Annotated in this window: 13 protein-coding genes and 1 riboswitch; of the genes, 5 read left to right on the forward strand and 8 right to left on the reverse strand. The window is 44.2% G+C overall.

Annotated features, from left to right (window positions below):
• Window positions 1-1,335 (forward strand): MFS transporter, encoded by a 1,335-nt coding sequence (locus V8Z93_RS06665; RefSeq protein WP_439432755.1) that lies wholly within the window; start codon window positions 1-3, stop codon window positions 1,333-1,335.
• Window positions 1,336-1,423: 88 nt separating this feature from the next.
• Here the strand turns inward: V8Z93_RS06665 and V8Z93_RS06670 are convergent, their stop codons facing one another.
• Together V8Z93_RS06670 and V8Z93_RS06675 are read right to left on the reverse strand one after the other, a co-directional pair.
• Window positions 1,424-1,837, reverse strand: coding sequence for a secondary thiamine-phosphate synthase enzyme YjbQ (locus V8Z93_RS06670; RefSeq protein ID WP_153118284.1), 414 nt, complete (start codon window positions 1,835-1,837; stop codon window positions 1,424-1,426).
• A gap of 64 nt (window positions 1,838-1,901) precedes the next feature.
• Complete coding sequence (locus V8Z93_RS06675; protein WP_439432756.1) at window positions 1,902-3,041, reverse strand: AAA family ATPase; 1,140 nt, start codon at window positions 3,039-3,041, stop codon at window positions 1,902-1,904.
• Between the two features lie 309 nt (window positions 3,042-3,350).
• A riboswitch (SAM-I-IV-variant riboswitch) is annotated at window positions 3,351-3,462 on the forward strand.
• On the opposite strand from V8Z93_RS06675, the gene V8Z93_RS06680 reads away from it, so the two are divergent.
• Window positions 3,462-3,758 (forward strand): hypothetical protein, encoded by a 297-nt coding sequence (locus V8Z93_RS06680; protein ID WP_439432757.1) that lies wholly within the window; start codon window positions 3,462-3,464, stop codon window positions 3,756-3,758. Its footprint overlaps the riboswitch before it by 1 nt.
• A 228-nt stretch (window positions 3,759-3,986) precedes the next feature.
• Here V8Z93_RS06680 and V8Z93_RS06685 read toward each other — a convergent pair whose 3' ends face one another.
• The 6 genes from V8Z93_RS06685 to V8Z93_RS06710 form a co-directional block, all read right to left on the reverse strand.
• Window positions 3,987-4,490: a methylated-DNA--[protein]-cysteine S-methyltransferase gene (locus V8Z93_RS06685; protein WP_203051389.1), complete on the reverse strand. Its 504-nt coding sequence runs from the start codon at window positions 4,488-4,490 to the stop codon at window positions 3,987-3,989.
• Between the two features lie 30 nt (window positions 4,491-4,520).
• Window positions 4,521-5,369 (reverse strand): TIGR02452 family protein, encoded by an 849-nt coding sequence (locus V8Z93_RS06690; RefSeq protein WP_203040809.1) that lies wholly within the window; start codon window positions 5,367-5,369, stop codon window positions 4,521-4,523.
• Window positions 5,370-6,424: 1,055 nt separating this feature from the next.
• Window positions 6,425-7,396, reverse strand: coding sequence for an IS3 family transposase (locus V8Z93_RS06695; RefSeq protein WP_439432804.1), 972 nt, complete (start codon window positions 7,394-7,396; stop codon window positions 6,425-6,427).
• Window positions 7,360-7,716, reverse strand: coding sequence for a hypothetical protein (locus V8Z93_RS06700; protein WP_203038574.1), 357 nt, complete (start codon window positions 7,714-7,716; stop codon window positions 7,360-7,362). Before V8Z93_RS06700 ends, V8Z93_RS06695 begins: the two co-directional genes overlap by 37 nt.
• 333 nt (window positions 7,717-8,049) lie before the next feature.
• The gene (locus V8Z93_RS06705; protein ID WP_203049114.1) at window positions 8,050-9,393 is read right to left on the reverse strand and encodes an ATP-binding protein; all 1,344 of its coding nucleotides are present in this window, start codon (window positions 9,391-9,393) and stop codon (window positions 8,050-8,052) included.
• A 301-nt stretch (window positions 9,394-9,694) separates the two neighbouring features.
• Entirely contained in the window at window positions 9,695-10,561 is an 867-nt protein-coding gene (locus tag V8Z93_RS06710; RefSeq protein WP_439432758.1) for an SGNH/GDSL hydrolase family protein, read from the reverse strand.
• A 217-nt stretch (window positions 10,562-10,778) separates the two neighbouring features.
• Between V8Z93_RS06710 and V8Z93_RS06715 the strand changes: the two genes are divergently transcribed.
• From V8Z93_RS06715 to V8Z93_RS06725, 3 genes are all read left to right on the forward strand, one after another.
• Window positions 10,779-11,948, forward strand: a complete 1,170-nt coding sequence (locus V8Z93_RS06715) for an MFS transporter (protein ID WP_439432759.1) — start codon at window positions 10,779-10,781, stop codon at window positions 11,946-11,948.
• Window positions 11,949-12,234: 286 nt separating this feature from the next.
• Window positions 12,235-14,304, forward strand: coding sequence for a beta-galactosidase (locus tag V8Z93_RS06720; RefSeq protein WP_439432760.1), 2,070 nt, complete (start codon window positions 12,235-12,237; stop codon window positions 14,302-14,304).
• Between the two features lie 64 nt (window positions 14,305-14,368).
• Window positions 14,369-17,314 carry a sugar-binding domain-containing protein gene (locus V8Z93_RS06725; RefSeq protein WP_439432761.1) on the forward strand — a complete coding sequence of 982 codons (2,946 nt, stop codon included), beginning with the start codon at window positions 14,369-14,371 and terminating at the stop codon, window positions 17,312-17,314.
• The last annotated feature ends 85 nt before the right edge of the window (window positions 17,315-17,399 follow it).

The raw sequence follows: 17,399 nt of genomic DNA on the forward strand, positions 1-17,399 counted from the left end.
ATGGTAACAAAGAAAAATAGTAGGAATCCATGGGCTTGGATTCCGACCCTCTATTTTGCAGAAGGACTGCCCAACGTCATTGTGACCGCCCTCTCTGTGGTGATGTATATGCAGTTGGGTCTCACCGATGCCGAGGTGGGTCTCTATACAGGATGGCTTGCCCTGCCTTGGGTAATCAAGCCCCTGTGGAGCCCGTTCATCGACCTGCTGAAGACCAAGCGCTGGTGGGTGCTCACCATGCAGGCACTCATTGGAGCCGCCCTTGCCGGCATCGCCTTCTCGCTGCCTACTGCCTTCTGGTTCCAGGCAACGATGTGCTTCTTCTTCCTCATCGCCTTCTGCAGCGCCACCCACGATATTTCGGCGGATGGTTTTTATATGATAGAATTGGATGAGCATACGCAGACCAAGTTTGTGGGACTGCGAAACACCTTCTATCGCCTCGCCATCATCTTTGTGAATGGTTTCCTGGTGATGCTGGCAGGTGTGCTCCAGGTGATGTTCCGCAACCAGATACGCTTCTCGTGGGCGCTTATCTTCTACGGATTGGCGGGCATCTTCATCGGACTGTGGCTCTATCACAGCCGGTTTATGCCGCGTCCTAAGGAGGATGTGCAGACGGATAGAACGGTGGGTGAAGTGGCGCACGAACTGACGAACATGTTCCGTACCTTCTTCGTGAAGTTCAGGGTGGGGGAAACCATCTGCGTGATGCTCTTCCTGCTGCTCTATCGCTTCCCGGAAGCACTCCTGAATACGATGACCAAGACCTTTATCCTTCGTCCTAATTCGCAGGGCGGACTGGGCTTGTCGCCGCAGGAATATGGTTTTGCCAATGGTACTGTGGGACTGATAGGCTTGCTGCTGGGTGGCATCATCGGCGGTATTCTGGTGAGCCGCGACGGTATGAAGAAATGGCTCTGGCCGATGGTTTGCGCCATCACCCTGCCGGATGTGGTTTACATCTATCTGAGTTATTCGCTGAACAGCGATATTATCGTGGTATCGAGCTGTCTTTTCGTAGAGCAGTTTGGCTATGGTCTCGGCTTCACGGTTCTTACCCTTTATATGCTGTTCTATAGCCAGGGCAAGTTCAAGACATCCCATTATTCCATCTGCACGGGCATCTCCTATCTGGGTTTAATGTTGCCAGGCATGGTTTCTGGCTATCTGAAAGATATGGTAGGCTATCGCTTGTTCTTCATCATCGTGATGGCATGCTGCGCCATCACCTTCCTGGTTACTGCCTTCCTGAAAATAGATCCGGAGTTCGGAAAGAAGGAGAAGGAGATCAAGGAGGAAATAGAAGAGGAAGAAATGGAAGTGATAGAATAGATTGAATAGTAAATCTATATATAGATAGGTGAAAATCTGAGAAAAGGTCGTTGGGTATTGTTCCAACGACCTTTTATTGTTAAAGTAATTATTCCCCGATAATCGTTGCGATGAGGTGTCGGCTTCCGCCTCCCTCTCTGAATTCGCAGAGGTAAATCCCCTGCCATGTACCAAGGTTCAATCTGCCATTGGTAATAGGAATGGTGAGCGATACACCTACCATACTCGATTTGGCATGCGCCGACATATCCGTAGGTCCTTCATCCTGGTGCAGGTATCTTGGGTCGCCATCCGGAACCAGTCTTTCGAAGATACCCTTCAAATCATGTCTCACATCAGGGTCGAAGTTCTCGTTCAGCGACAATCCGCAACTGGTATGTCTTACGAAGAGGTTCAGAATCCCCGTCTTAGGCAGCTCCGGCAAGTTCCTCATCACCTCATTGGTTACGAGGTGAAACCCGCGAGGAAGCGGGCGCAATGAAAATTCTACTTGCTGTATCATATTCTTCTTTTTGTTTATATTCTTATACTTTATACTTCTATCTTTATACTTCTATCTTTATACTTTATAATTCCTTTTTCAGCCATTCACCGAAGAACTTATCGTACAGTTCGTAAGTTCCATCCGTCTCTGTAACAAAATCTTTCTCCAATAATCCCTTGATACCACCTTGTACAAAACTGGCGGAAGGAAGATTGTGTTTCTTGATGAATGCCGATGACATGATGTTTTGAGCCTTGCCAGCGTTGCAGATGGCAATGAGAAGTTCCTTTTGCTTAGCTGGCAACTGAAAGAGAAGTGCTTCGTATGCAAAAGCACTCTCGTCTATAATCGAGTTGAGCGCCAGTTCCATCATTTTATCATCAGCCAGTTCCATCATCTTGTCATCAGCCTTTTCTGTGAGCGAGAAAATCTTATTGAGCATTCTTTGCAGATACCAGGTGATGCCATCAAAACGGTCGTATATCTGATAAATGGTTTCTCGTTTGATAAACTTCTGTCTTTCCTCGAAAAGTCGAGTAGCGAAGTCTGCATATACCTCTCTATCAATAGCTTTCAGCGTTTTGATAGAGGTGCTCAGATAGAAAGGACGGGCATGACTCAAGAACATTTCCGACATCATGTTGCGTTGGGATCCGGCAAAGATGAAACTGGCATTATGGCAGTGCTGGATGTAGGTGCGCAGTATGGCTTCCACATTCGCTTCTCTATAGCTGCTGATAGTTTGAAATTCATCAATGGCCACGATGCAAGGCTTATCAGCGCTCTCCAGATAATGGAAAATTTCATCGAGCGTTGTGGTTGGACTGGTGATTTCTCCCAAATCTACTCCCCACGAAGGCACGCCATTCATGTCGAAGCTGATGGACGAACGGAGTGAGTGGAGGCAGTTAAGAAAATGTTCCACTACTTTGGTGCCTTTAGGTTTCAGACTTTGCAGAATACTTCTGCCTAGTTCCTGAATGAAATCGGCTAGGGTTTTCGTGGCATAAATATCTACAAGAAATGTATAGTATTTATCCTTGATTTCTTCTTGGGCATAGACGTGTTGCACCAACCCTGTCTTGCCGATTCTTCTAGGTGCAATCAGGGTGATATTATTGCCATTCTTGATTTCTCTTATCAAGTCGATGGTTTCCTTTTCTCTATCACAGAAGTAAGCGTCGGATATGTATCCTCGCAGAATAAACGGATTCTCTATCATTTTATATTATCTTCTTTATTATCTTCTTTATTGTCTTTGAATAGTCTTATATCTTTCTGATAATCATTGTGCAAAGATAATTATAATTTTATTATTATGATACTATTATAATGCAAATATAGGAAAGTTTAACCATTTAAGGGTATCTCCTTCAATCAAGTCGATAATATCTCTTCTAATCAAGTCGGGTATTTCCTTGCTATTTGCTACCCCGAAAAATCTTCTTCTTTAGAAGAAGGAAAAATACAGGAAAAATAATCCCGAAAAAATTTGGTGGTTTCAAAATAATGATGTACTTTTGCACCCGAAATCAAGCATTATGAGTTGCCCAGTTGCGGCACACCAACCGAGTTTCGCATAGAGATAACCACGGTGGTAAAAGAATGTGTAAGTGTTTAACAACTTAAAATAATTATCTTTATGAATCCAAATTCAGATTTAAAGAACAAAAAGAACAATGAGAGTGTAATGGCAGCTAATGCCGAGTCTTCAATAATTAAGGCAGTTTATGCCGAGTCTTCAACTGTTGATGCAGGCTATGCCGAGTCAAGAATTTCAGAGTATGCAGCCCGTTTTGCCGCATACAGCGATGAGCGTTTGAAGCAGACCGTGGATCACGAGCGCAAGGTTCGTGGTTGGGGCAGCGAGCGCAGTTACTTCCTCGCCGCCCTGCGAGGTGAGTGCGAGAAGCGAGACTTTGATTACTGCTGGAAGTAAGGAAATGTTTCCCACTGATTTCACAGATTTACACAGATTTCACAGATTTTCGGATTTCACAAATCTTTCCGTTTTGTAGGATAGATTTGTGAAATCTGAGAAACAATGAATTCTTCTCGATATGAATTAAGCCCCATCCGAGTAAATCTGTGTAAATCTGTGAAATCTGTGGGAGCTTATGACTTGAATTCCTTCTCGTAGATGACTTCGTCAAACAGTCTTTTATGATTATTCTGTCTCCAGCTCCAGCAATATTCTCTTAGCTTCCAGTCCTCCAGCAAAGCCAGTCAAGGAACGATTACTGCCGATAACGCGATGGCAGGGAATGAAAATGCTGATGCCATTAGCTCCGATGGCGCTTGCCACGGCTCTTGTGCCATTGGAGTTACCCATACTTATGGCTATTTCCTTATAGCTTCTTGTTTCTCCGTAAGGTATATCGAGCAATGCACTCCATACTTTTTTCTGAAAATCGGTTCCTATAGGATGCAACGGAATATCGAATGTCTTGCGGTTGCCGGTGAAATATTCATTCAGCTGCTTCTTGGCCAGTTCCAGGATAGGGGATGTTTCAATCTTGAACTCAGCCTTCATATACCGCGAAACCCGAAGCTTATTGCGCCCTGCACATGGCATTTCATTCCAATCACAAAGACACAAATCATCACCCACAGATGCCAGAATTAACTCTCCGCAGGGCGAGTTGTAATATTGGATGTTTATTTGCTGCATTTTATCAAATACGATTAAACGGAATCTTTATTACTTGAATTCGTCAACGAAAGGTTGGAGGTTTCCTCCTTTTGGTGAATTATGGTCTTCGAGGATGGCAAAAGCAATGAGCTTATATTTGTTTTTGAATTCCGTCTCATCTATCACTTCATGGAATAATTGGGCGATGCTGCGAGGAGGATTGCGGAAAGCTCCACAGCCAAAGGCTCCAAGTACGATGCTGTCATGACCATGCAGCAATCCAATTCTCAATATCGTTCGCATCTTATTCTTAGTAATCTCGGCATCTCTTTTGCCCATGTTTCCATTTTCATCCTGTAGTGGGTGATTGATGGCTGGCACGGCTACGAACGACATATAATAAGGATTGTCGAGCAGAGCGAAATCGTGCTTGGCTCCAGCTCTGAATACAGTGGCTTTAGGAACATAGATGCCACCAAAAGGAATGGCGATCGGATACTGGTATTTGCTTTTCTCTAGTCCATATTCTTCTGCATAAGAGGCATAGCGGTACATGGAAAGGAAGAGGTTGGTGCAGCGGAAGAGACTTTCCTCCTGAGCCCTGCTGCCATTCAATACACCACCGCCAGGGTTGCGACGGCTGGCAAGGTTGAGCACCACCGGATTGTAACCTTCTTGCTGTAATTGATGTCCGCAATGTATGCTGTCATCATTCTCTACAATGATCTTTGTTCCTCCCTCTATGGTAGGTATGCTTGTGGCATCTAAAGCCTTGGTATAGAATCTACTACCCTTGAGCATGGGTTCATTGTCCAAGAGTTCCACTTCCTCCCCATTCACAGAAGTATAGTTTCCCTCCTGCACGATATCTATGGTTTGCTGATATACATCAGCCAGTTGTCTTCTGTCGTTAATCATATTTGTATAATTTTACGTTCTTTCACCGCAAAAATACGATTAATCTTTCAATACACCAAATATTTCTTTTAGAAAAATGAATTTATTTCGATATTTCTTAGTATAATTGCTGAAAGATGAGTTGAAATATGGTAAAATAGTTTAGATTTATGGAATTGGAAGAGATCAGCAAAATCTTCTCCGTTAAGGATATTTTGCACCGTTATGGAAGTGGATAATCGGGTGTTATTGATGGCTATGTTTCATTGCATGTATAGAAAAAGTTTTTCTAATTTAATGCCATTTCTACCACGCTGAAGTATAAGTGGTTGATATATAGTAAGTAACGCGTGGCAATAAGACGTGTTTTTATTGCCACGTGTTGCCACTTATTGCCACGCCTTGTTTTTGCTTATTCTTCTGTAATTAGCATAGAATCAAGTAGTTGTCTGATTTGTGGTAATAAAACAGGTATATCTTTTTCTATGATGTTCAAAAGCTGTTTTGGCTTAATTGTATAGTATCCAGGCCCCGAAACATGCCTAAAACCATAGTTTTTCTCTCATAAATCAATATTTTATCTCGGTTTGCTGATTTTGATGCAAAAGGAAGAAGGTCAATCCGCTTCTATTTTGATCCTGTTCCCAAAGCTAGAGGAATGTGCCCCGATACATTGCCCAATTGTGCCCGAGGTGTTGGGCACTTTTGACCGCTGGCTTTGGTTATATTTCCTCGTAATTACGGGCATGTTTCCTCGTACTTATGGGCATTGTGGTTTAACGATTTTGGTTGACCACTTTTTATCTTATTTATAAGACGAGTTGACTCGGTTAATACTTATTTATAAAACCAGTTGACTAGTTAAAACTTAGTCATATTTTTTGTTGACTAGTTTTTCTCTTAGTCATATTTTTTGTTGCCACTCATGTTTCATGCAAAAACATGTTGGGGGATAATCCTGAGCGTAGCTTCCTTGGTAAGTTTGGGTTGGGCTCGATGCCCAACTCAAACTTTATACGTTGGTGGCTTAAACCATCACGTAGTTCCTTGGTGGGTGCAAAGATACTAATTTTCTTTTATTTTACCTTAGCTTTTATTGCTTTTTCTCTATAGCTTACCCATTTTTTGTTGATTTCACCCATCTTTTTAGCTGCTTCACGTGGAGTTAGTCCATCAAGGCTCATATGAGGACGCTCTTCATTGTAGAAGTTTATAGCAAGAATCACAGCTTTTTGAACTTCACTAATACTTGCAAACGACATGCCTTTCAGTAACTCATTCTTGATGGTACTGTTCACTCTTTCTGCTACAGCGTTGTCCTTAGGATTTCCGCTTTCCGTCATGCTGATTTTGATGTCATACTTTTTAAGCAAATCCGTATAAGCAAAGCTAGCATACTGGACACCACGGTCAGAGTGATGAATTAGTTGGCTAAGATCATGTCCATCATAATGCTTTAGTGCCATTTTAAGTGCCTCGATGGCATAGATAGCCTCCAATGTTGGAGCCACACTATAGCCAACGATTTCCTTTGTGTAGTAATCGGTAATAAGGGCAAGGTAGCAGAACTTATATTCTCCACTCTCTGGATCGAGGAAGTATGGAATATAAGTTATATCGCTGACAACCAGCTGACAAGGACGTGTTGGCAGTAAGTCTTTGACGATGTTTGGATACAAAGGAAGGTCATGGGTGGAGTCTGTTGTCTTCACCCTACGCTTTACCTTTCTAACCTTCAAATTGTATTTTTCGACTATGTCGTAAAAGCGGTTGTAGCCAACACTTCTTGATGCCCCAAATTGCTTCTGATACATAATCCAAAGTTTGTTGCCGCCAATCCCCGGATCTTTCTTGCGAATATCTTTTATGAACTCCACTACAAAGGCTTCCTGGGCTATTTTTACCATATCACTATCTCCATGCTTGTAATAGGCCTGCTTTGTAACACCAAGTAAACGACACATAGGGGCAACAGGATACTTTCTGTTGTCCCTAGCGTGAAGCCTATTTGCTACTTGGTGCCAGCTTTTTTTAAGTCTATACCATATACTTCCTTGCCAAAAGCGACCATTTCCTCATAGAAGTCCGCACGAAGACGCTCTGTCTTAAGCTGCTTCTTCAATTCTGCTATCTCCTTGACCAAATCTTTGTAGTCTGATGGAGTGATTTCCTTACCTTGCTTCTTCATCTTTTCTGCCAATTCTGGATTTTCGGCTTCAAAGGTACGAATTTTACGCCAAACTGTAGAGCGACCTATACACAATTTAACAGAAATCTCTTGTTGTGTTAGGTGCTCAAGGGTGTACAGACGGTACACTTCCTTGGTAAGTTCGACATCTTTCAATGTTGCTTCTAATGATTCTTTCATGTAATTGAAACTTTAGGAGTCAACCATATTTATAAAAAGACACATGTTTACCCGTAGCGACGGGCAAATATTTGTGATGCTTCTCTTGACTTTTCCTGATTTCAGTCGACACTTTTTTACTTTATAAACTAGAAAGGTAGACACTTTCATTTTTATAAAAATGAAATAGTAGACACTCCTTATTTTTTGTTCCTATTTTTATAGACACAATAAAAAGAATCGTACTATTTTTGTAGTCACTACTCTTCCACTGGACTTACCGAACCCAGACTTGCTCTTTTGGTAAAGTAGGGAGCCCCTCGATGGGGCTTCCTACTTTTTCGGATTACTGGATTATACCATTTCCAATATCTTATCCAGTATCCCCACATAATAGAAGGGAAGATTGATGAGGCGGAAGGGATGACCTGTAGGAGATACCACTTCGTCTATGCTATATTCACCTGGCCAAATGCGGATGGCAATGCTTGGGGCATCAGGCTGAGACATGAAGGAGTGGAGGGAGCGAAGATGGGCATTTGTGCCAGACTTCACTTCTATCGGGAGAATCTGTGAGTGATGTTGCCAAACGAAATCTACCTCTGCTGAAGATCCCTTTTTGTCTCTTACCCAAAAGTATTGCTCGTTGCGGAAGTTGCGATCCAAAACAATACGCAGCTCTTGGGCTACGATTTGTTCCGCAGCATGCCCCTTCCATACATCCAAGAGGGAATTGCCTTGCAGATATTCTGTCTGAATGTCAACGGAGAAATTCATGATGCCCGTATCTACCCATACTAGCTTGGGTTGTCTTGCTATGGCTGGTACAGCTGGGGCTTTCACTGATGTGACGGGATAGTCCAAATTGAGCAGGAATGCTTTCTGCATCACTTCCAAAGCCTCATGTACCTCCTTGCTTGTGTAGTTGCTGCCTCCAAATCGAGCGAAGGTAATAGTTTGTCCTGCCTCTGCCCAGCCATGTGTAAGCAGATGGCGGATAACCTTTACTTGGTTTTCATTACGAGCATATTTTTCTACATCTTCATTGTAGCCATCAAGCAGTGAACGGTAGATAGGGGCTAACTTGGTCAGGTTATGAGTCTTAGCATATTCCACTAGGGCTTCAGGCATACCACCTATCAAGGTGTAATGGTTGAAATGGTTCAGTAACATCTCGTGATATAAAGGTGATACGCTGACTTCTTTCACCATTTGTGCCAATTGGTCTTCACCTATAGCATCGAGATATTCCAGGAAGGAGCATGGACGGAGGGATAGATAATCCACTCTTCCCACTGGGAAAGAGATGCGCTGCTTGATGAGGGTTTGAAGTCTGGAACCTGCTGCTATGATGTGCAACCAGGGCATCTCTTCATAGAAGTATCTCAGCAGACCAACTGCTTTTGGTTCGTTTTGTATCTCATCAATAAAAAGTAGAGTACGCTTACGTTCATCTACCTCGATTTTCTTCTTGAGGCAGATGTATTGATATATCTCTTTTACATTGTCTGATTTGGTAAAGATTTCTGCATCTGAGCTTCGTTCTAGATTCAGTTTGATATATACATCGTATTTCTTACCCAATTCATTGACCAATGTTGTCTTTCCAACTTGTCTTGCGCCTCGTAAAACCAATGGCTTCCTGTTGTCTCTTTCACTCCATTTCTGGAGTTCTTCTGTTAATTGTCTATATATCATAACGTTTTCTTCTCTTTAAGTTATGCTGCAAAGTTACTCTTTTTTCCCAAAACATAGGCAAAAATATAGTGAAACTTTCCTAAAACATAGGTAAAAATATAGTGAAATTTTCCTAAAACATAGGCAACTGATATGAAAATCTTCCTAAAGTATAGGCATAATATAAATAAAACTTTCCTAAAGCATAGGCAACAAACGCAGAAATTTGCCTAAAATATAGGCAAACTCCTGCGGAAAACTACACTTTTCAATATAAAATAGGGGTGAAATAACACACTTTTCTATATCAGCTGCCCCTTCTCTAGAAGTCGCAAGGCAGGGCGGAGAGCTGCTGCATGATGGTCTTTGCCATACGGGAGTGGCCGGCATCATTAGGATGAAGACGGTCGGTGGCTGGCTTGTTGAACATCTGGGCACCAGCATCGTAAAGAGGGAAGAGACCGGAAAGGGAGTTGAGGTCGATGACTGGTACTGCCCATACATTGCCTGCCTCCTTGATAGCCTTCACGTATTCATCGAAGAAGATGCCACGAACGTTCTCAAACATCTCATCTGGCTGAATGTTCTTGTCGCTGCTTCCAAAGTAAGCACGATGGATAGGAGTCATCACCACAATTTGCTTGGTAGGATACATCTGCTTCAACTTCGACATGGCTATGTTGATGCGACCTTTCAAGGTGTTCCCATCCATGGCAAAATGACGGTGGCGACGCTGAACCATTTCGCTTGGCTTGTGAAGGGCTACTCTTACGCTGTCGAAAGTCTCCGTGTACCATTCGCCGATAGGCACACCGTTGTTGTAATCGTTCGTACCCATAAAGATGAGAATTGCATCGAAATCATCACCATGCTCTTTCTGAAGTAGATCAGCCTGTCGGGGAATATCGTTCCACTGTCTGCCGCTTACACCATAAACGTAGGGGGTAATGCCGAGCCAATCCTGCAGGAATCCCCAGTATTTCACCTTCGATGCCTTGATTCTTGGATCGGTGATGGAGTCGCCGAAGTAAGCCACCTTCTTTCCTTTCCAGGGATGCTGAAGGTTCTTGAAAGCCTTTTCCTTTTCGGCGATTTCTTTCTTGCTCATTGCCTTCTGGGCGAAGGCTGGCATGGTTGGCATCGCCAAGGTCAAGGCGAGTGCCAGAGTAATCATTGTCTGTTTCTTCATTGCTAGTTTGTTTTGAATTCTTTTTATAAGTGCAAAGTTACGGCTAATTTCTTAAACAAAGCTACATTTTTTGTTCAAATATCGGTGTTTTTCTGCATTTTTTTGTAATTTTGCAGCCGCAAATATAAATAAGTACATAAATAGGCATATTAAAAGGCATATAAATTAAGGTATATAAAATAAGGTATTAAGAAGGATGACTGTAAGTTTGAGTAATATGAATAGTTTGAGCAATTTGGGAGATTTAACCCGTAAGCGAGTGGCTGTTGCAGCTTATTATTTTGTGCCGGGCGTGGTGTTTGCCAGTTGGGCAAGCCGCATTCCGGATGTAAAGCAGATGTTGCACTTGAGCAACGGACAGTTGGGATCGGTGCTTTTCGCCATTCCTATCGGTCAGCTTCTGATGATGGCTTTCTCGGGTGTCTTGGTGAGCAGGTTTGGCAGCAAGAGGATGCTTGCCTTATCTGAAATTCTCTATGCATTGGTGCTCTTCTGCATAGGAAGCAGCACTACGGTTTTCAATCTGATATTGAGTCTGATGGCTTTCGGAATGATGGCGAATCTGATGAACATTGCTACCAATACTCAGGCTTGCCTGGTGGAAAAGATGTATGGGCGCAACATCATGTCTTCATTTCATGGCTTGTGGAGTTTGGGCGGATTCTCGGGCGGTATCATCGGAGCCGTCTTTGCCAATACCCTGCTTCCGATAGAGGTTCACTTTGGAGCCATCCTGGCGATGAGTCTTCTTATCATCGCCATCGGATTCCGTTTTCTTGTAGATGATGCTACGGCGAAGGCAGAAGAGGAGGATGTGCCGAAGTTCTCTTTCAAGACCATCGACCCGATTCTTTTTCTCCTGGGATTGATGGGATTTGCCGGCATGTTCTGTGAAGGAACTGTTTACGATTGGAGTGGTGTGTATTTCTCATCTGTAGTAAAACCCGATGAGGCTTTTATCCGTGCGGGCTATGTGGCTGGCATGGGAGCGATGACTCTGGGCAGATTCATGGCCGATGGTTTCGTAACGAAATACGGACCATCCAAGGTGTTGAAGGTTTGTGGTGGTTTGATTGTGGGTGGTTTGTGGCTGGCAGCTGCCTTGCCTTATCTGATTCCTGCCACCTTGGGCTTCCTGCTGGTAGGTTTCGGCATCTCTTCATCGGTTCCTATCTGTTACAGTATCGCCGGAAAACTCGGAACCATCAAGGCTAGCATTGCCATCACCATCGTTTCGAGCATCAGTTTCTTCGGTTTCCTGGTAGGCCCACCGGTTATCGGATGGCTTGCTGAAGCCACCGGTCTCCGCAAAGCCATCAGCATTGCCGCCTGCCTGGGCTTGATGATTGCGTTTGTTGCCGCAAAGGTTGGAAAGAGAATATCTTGAATGAGATGAATATCTTGAAAACAAGATGAATATCTGAATAAAATACAAAAAACCGTGGATGCTCCATGCATCCACGGTTTTTTGTTATCAATAAAATAAGCAAGGAATATTGCTGATAATAATTGGTATGGATTCTATTGTGACCGAAAAAACAACGAAAAACAATGAATAAGAAGAATATCTATGTTTATTGTACAAAATTATAGGTAAATATTGCTTTAAAATTTGTAATTTTGCCCACAAATAACAAAAACTCTATAAAATAACAAAAACACTATAAATGGAAATGAAGACTAAAACATTATTTGCAGCGATGTCGTTCCTGACAATTTGCTCGATGGTTGCCCAGGCACAGATTCCGCAGCAATCTATCCGATGGGATAAGCATAGCCTCATCTTCGATGGTAAGCGAGTGGTGCCGGTGATGGGTGAGGTGCATTATTCCCGAATCCCTCAGAATGAGTGGAGAGAGGAAGTGAGAAAGATGAAGGAGGGTGGCGTTACCATGATTGCTGCCTATGTGTTCTGGAACCATGTGGAGGAAGTAGAAGGTGTGTTCAACTGGAGTGGACAGCGCAATCTTCGTGGTTTCCTTGAGGTATGTAAACAGGAAGAGATGCCGGTGGTTCTCCGACTGGGCCCTTTCTGCCATGGCGAGGTTCGCAATGGTGGCATACCAGACTGGATGTTTACCAAGGGATGCAAGATGAGAGAGGAGAATACCACTTTCCTGAAATATGCAACCGAACTTTATCGTCAGATTTATTCGCAGATGCAGGGGTTACAATGGAAAGATGGTGGTCCGGTAGTTGCGGCACAGTTTGATAATGAATATCGTGGCAGGGGTAGTTATCTGATGGCGCTGAAGAAGATAGCCCAGCAGATAGGTTTCGATTTGCCTTTCTATACCCGTACTGGATGGCCTGAACTGAAAACGCCGGTGCCTTTCGGCGAGATGCTTCCGCTTTATGGCGACTATGCCGATGGTTTCTGGGAGCGCAGCCTGAAGGAGACTGCTGGTAATTACTACAAGGCTTTCAACTTCAAGGCTTTCCGAAGTAGTACGGCAATCGCTACCGAACAGCTTGGCAAACAAGAGGCGAAGATCAACAAGGGGGATGAAGCCTATCCTTATTTCACCTGCGAACTGGGTGGAGGTATGATGACTTCCTATCATCGCCGTCCGTATATTTATCCTGAAGATGCGTATTCTCTGGCTATCATCAAGTTGGGTAGCGGAAGCAATCTTCTTGGATATTATATGTATCATGGCGGAACCAATCCTACTGCGATGATGCCGGGTAATCTGGACGATGGTAGTGCGGTTTATCTGAATGAAAATCAGCGTACTCAGGCTACCAATTATAATGATATGCCGGTAAAGACGTATGATTTCCAGGCTCCATTGGGTGAATTCGGACAGAAGAATCCTCATTATTTCATGCTCCGCAAACTGCATCTCTTTATGCATGATTATGCAGAAGTACTGGCTCCGATGGAGTCTAGCTTCCCATGCAGTCAGGATATAGAGAAGGGCGATGATTCGCATCTTCGCTGGTCGCTTCGTTCTAAAGATAAGAGCGGTTTTGTTTTCATTAATAACTATGAACGATTGCAGCAGTTGTCTGCCAAGAAGAATGTGCAGTTTGATGTCTGCGGAATGAAGTTTCCTCAGCGTCCGATGACAGTTCCTGCCGGTGCGATGTGCATCTTCCCGGTAAATATCGATGGCATCCGATACGCTACGGCACAGTTGATAGCCAAGCGGGATGGAAAGATTTATCTGGAACAGATCAAGGGTATTCCTACCGAGATTGCTGTAAATGGAAAGGTGCTGAAGAATGTGAAGGCGAAGGGTATCGCCAAGCCGGTTTATAAGAACATCTATCTTGTAGATTCCAAGACGGCGGAACATCTGTTCCTGCAGGAGGAAGGAAAATCAATGATGTTACTGGCTCCTTCTTTCAAGAAAATCAAGGAGGCAGAGGGCGTTCGCAAGATAACTATGGGTGTGCAGAAAGTGGCAGAAGAACCGTCTGATGCCGACTTCAAGAAGGCTGCGGTTTATCAGCTAAATCTTTCGCCTGAAATGCTGCAGGGACGAAATCTCCTGAAAATCCAATATCGTGGCGATTGTGCCCGACTTTATTGCAATGGCAAACTGGTGTCTGATAATTTCTATAATGGCCGTCCGTTCCTGATGGGATTGTGGCGCCTGCCTGCCGATTGCCAGAAGTTGGAACTCCGCATTCTTCCTTTGCAGAAGGATATGCCGGTTTATTTCCCTCGCGAAGCAGATGTGGCGAAGGAGGGAGAAGAACTTGTGAAATTGGAAATCATCAACGACGCATTATAAATGCGACGTATTATTCAATATTATTCAATAATAAATGATTTAACAATAAATGATTCAACCATCAATGAGAAATATTGTATTGATAATGGGCTTGATGGCTTGTACTTCCTTGCAGGCACAGAGCATCAGCTCTAATAACAGAATAGACCTCTCGGGGCAATGGCGATTCTCGCAGGGAGATGCGCCTACCTATGAGGATGTAGTTAAGTTGCCGGGATCGATGCTCACCAACGGCAAGGGTAATGATGTCTGTACCCATACGCAATGGACAGGAAGTCTTTATGATTCTTCCTTCTATTTCAATCCTTATATGGAGAAATATCGCCAGGAGGAAGTGCTGGCAAATGGGAAGCATCGCATCAAGGGAACCATGAAGTTTCCTTTCTTCCTCACCCCAGAGAAGCATTACATCGGCAATGCGTGGTATCGCAAATCGGTGTTTGTGCCTAAGGAGTGGAAGAAGCAGCGCATTATCCTCTATCTGGAACGTCCTCATATAGAGACTTCGGTTTATATCAACGGCAAGTTGGCGGGCAGGGATTCTTCGCTGAGTGTGCCTCATGAGTTTGATGTTACACCTTATATTATATATGGCAAGGATAATGAAATCAGCATCAAGGTGTATAATGGCATAGAAAATGTATGCGTGGGTCAGGATTCGCATAGCGTAACCGACCAGACCCAGGGCAACTGGAATGGTATCATCGGCAAAATGGAATTGCAGGCGCATCAGCAGCAGTATATCCGCAACCTGCAGGTTTATCCTGATGTAAAGGGAAAGCAGATTAAGGTGGTGATGGATGTGACGGGGGATGCCCGGAAGGCTGATTTCCAGTTTGATGTAAGTGGCGTCAAGCATTCGTTTTCTAAAATAAAGAGAGAAAGTGATGGAAAATTCTCCGTCATTATTCCGATGGGCGAGGATATCAGGCTTTGGGATGAATTCCATCCGAATCTTTATACCCTGACTGCTACGATGGGCAAGGAATCTATCAGTACCACCTTTGGTATGAGCGAGATCTCCATCGAAGGCCGACAGTTTTATATGAACGGCAAGAAGATTTGGATGCGAGGAACGGTGGGCAACTGCTGTTTCCCGGAAACCGGTTATCCGCCAACCGATGAGGCTTCGTGGCTCCGTATCTTCAGAAAATGCAAGGAGTATGGACTCAATATGATGCGATTCCATTCCTATTGTCCTCCCGAGGCAGCTTTCTCGGCAGCTGATCAGGTGGGAATCTATCTTCAGCCCGAAGGTCCATCTTGGCCAAATCATGGTGTAAAGTTGGGCAATGGCATGACCATCGACCATTATTTGATGCAGGAAACCCAGCGAATGGTTGAGAAATATGGCAATCATCCTAGCTTCTGTATGCTTGCTGCGGGCAATGAACCTGCGGGAAACTGGGTGAAATGGGTTGGCAACTTTGTGGAAGAATGGAAGAAAACAGGCGATAAACGACGTGTATATTGTGGTGCATCCGTTGGTGGCGGTTGGGCTTGGGACCCGAAGAGCGAGTATCATGTAAAGGGTGGTGCGCGCGGATTGGATTGGGACAAGAAGGCTCCGCAATCGGAAGACAACTTCGATGGGGATATGGTTCGTGTGGTTCAGAAGGGAAGAACGCCGATTACCTTTGATGTGAACGAGCCTAGAGTGACCCACGAGATGGGACAGTGGTGCGCCTTCCCAGATTTCAAGGAGATTTCGCAATACACGGGAGCCTATAAGGCCCGCAACTTCGAGATCTTTTCTGATTTGCTGAGAGATAACGGAATGGCGAGCCAGGCAGAGAAGTTCCTTCATGCCAGCGGCAAGTTGCAGACCCTGGCATATAAGTATGATTTGGAGCGCAACCTGCGAACCAAGGATTATGCGGGCTTCCAGTTGCTGGGCTTGAATGATTATAGCGGACAGGGTACTGCTCTTGTGGGCGTATTGAATGTGCATTGGAAGGAAAAGGGATATTGTGATGCCAAGGATTGGACGGAGTTCTGTTCGCCAATCGTTCCTCTGGCTAAGTTCCCGAGATTCGTTTTCTCTTCAGAAAACAAGGTGCAGGTTCCTGTGGAACTCTATAATGCCTATCATGAGCCGTTGCAGAATGCGGAGGTTACATACGAGGTGAAGGACGAAAATCAGCAGGTTTTGGCTTCCGGAAAATTAGGAAAGTCTTCGCTTCCAGGTAATTCGCTTGCTGATAATCAGAATTCGCTTCCTGTGGGTAAGAACATCGGTTTAGGCAATGTATCCCTGGATTTCCCTCATCTCCATATTCCGTCTCCATCGCAAATGGTCTTGGAGATTCAGGTGAAGTCTTCCAATGCTCCTGTAGCCCGTAACCATTGGGATTTCTGGGTGTATCCATCTCAGATAGAGATGCCGAATACCAAGGCGCTTAAGGATATCTATATTGCTGATAGTCTGGATGCCAAGGCGCAGAAGGTGTTGCAGAAGGGTGGCAAGGTGCTGCTTCTGGCTGCCGGAAAGGTGAAGATGGGCGAAGATGTGAAGCAAACCTATCTGCCGGTGTTCTGGAATACCAGTTGGTTTAAGATGCGTCCGCCTCATACCACGGGTGCTACCATCGACAAGGCTCATCCGCTCTTCAGCAATTTCCCTACGGATGACTGGGCAAACCTGAACTGGTGGGAACTGCTGAACAAGGCGCAGGTGATGAATCTCCGTGACTTCCCGAAGGATTATCAGCCGGCCATCCAGCCGATAGATACCTGGCACGTGAGCCGAAAACTCGGTATGATGGTTGAAGCCAAGGTGGGTAGAGGCAAGCTTCTTATGACTACGATGGATGTAACCAGCGACTTGGAACATCGCCTGGTGGCAAACCAGATGCGTTATGCCATCCTGAAGTATATGATGAGCGAGGATTTTCAACCGGCAATGGAGGTGGATAAGCAGGTGATTGAAAATCTCTTCACGAAATCGGCGCCAGCCGTGAATATGTTTACCAAGGATTCTCCAGATGAGTTAAAGCCGAAACTTAAATAAAAAATGAGTTGAAGCTAAAGTTCAAATAAAAAAAAGAATATCCTGTGTGCCAAGAAAAGGCATACAGGATATTCTTTTTTTATTT

This window comes from Segatella copri (assembly GCF_051861805.1).
In the GTDB taxonomy this organism is placed as follows: domain Bacteria; phylum Bacteroidota; class Bacteroidia; order Bacteroidales; family Bacteroidaceae; genus Prevotella; species Prevotella copri_M.

What these genes read in the sequence shown, in the direction of transcription:
- V8Z93_RS06670 (WP_153118284.1), bottom strand. Translation starts at nt 1,837, where the DNA reads ATGATACAGCAAGTAGAATTTTCATTGCGCCCGCTTCCTCGCGGGTTT.
- V8Z93_RS06675 (WP_439432756.1), bottom strand. Translation starts at nt 3,041, where the DNA reads ATGATAGAGAATCCGTTTATTCTGCGAGGATACATATCCGACGCTTAC.
- V8Z93_RS06715 (WP_439432759.1), top strand. Translation starts at nt 10,779, where the DNA reads ATGAATAGTTTGAGCAATTTGGGAGATTTAACCCGTAAGCGAGTGGCT.
- V8Z93_RS06710 (WP_439432758.1), bottom strand. Translation starts at nt 10,561, where the DNA reads ATGAAGAAACAGACAATGATTACTCTGGCACTCGCCTTGACCTTGGCG.
- V8Z93_RS06700 (WP_203038574.1), bottom strand. Translation starts at nt 7,716, where the DNA reads ATGAAAGAATCATTAGAAGCAACATTGAAAGATGTCGAACTTACCAAG.
- V8Z93_RS06665 (WP_439432755.1), top strand. Translation starts at nt 1, where the DNA reads ATGGTAACAAAGAAAAATAGTAGGAATCCATGGGCTTGGATTCCGACC.
- V8Z93_RS06685 (WP_203051389.1), bottom strand. Translation starts at nt 4,490, where the DNA reads ATGCAGCAAATAAACATCCAATATTACAACTCGCCCTGCGGAGAGTTA.
- V8Z93_RS06680 (WP_439432757.1), top strand. Translation starts at nt 3,462, where the DNA reads ATGAATCCAAATTCAGATTTAAAGAACAAAAAGAACAATGAGAGTGTA.
- V8Z93_RS06720 (WP_439432760.1), top strand. Translation starts at nt 12,235, where the DNA reads ATGAAGACTAAAACATTATTTGCAGCGATGTCGTTCCTGACAATTTGC.
- V8Z93_RS06705 (WP_203049114.1), bottom strand. Translation starts at nt 9,393, where the DNA reads ATGATATATAGACAATTAACAGAAGAACTCCAGAAATGGAGTGAAAGA.
- V8Z93_RS06725 (WP_439432761.1), top strand. Translation starts at nt 14,369, where the DNA reads ATGAGAAATATTGTATTGATAATGGGCTTGATGGCTTGTACTTCCTTG.
- V8Z93_RS06690 (WP_203040809.1), bottom strand. Translation starts at nt 5,369, where the DNA reads ATGATTAACGACAGAAGACAACTGGCTGATGTATATCAGCAAACCATA.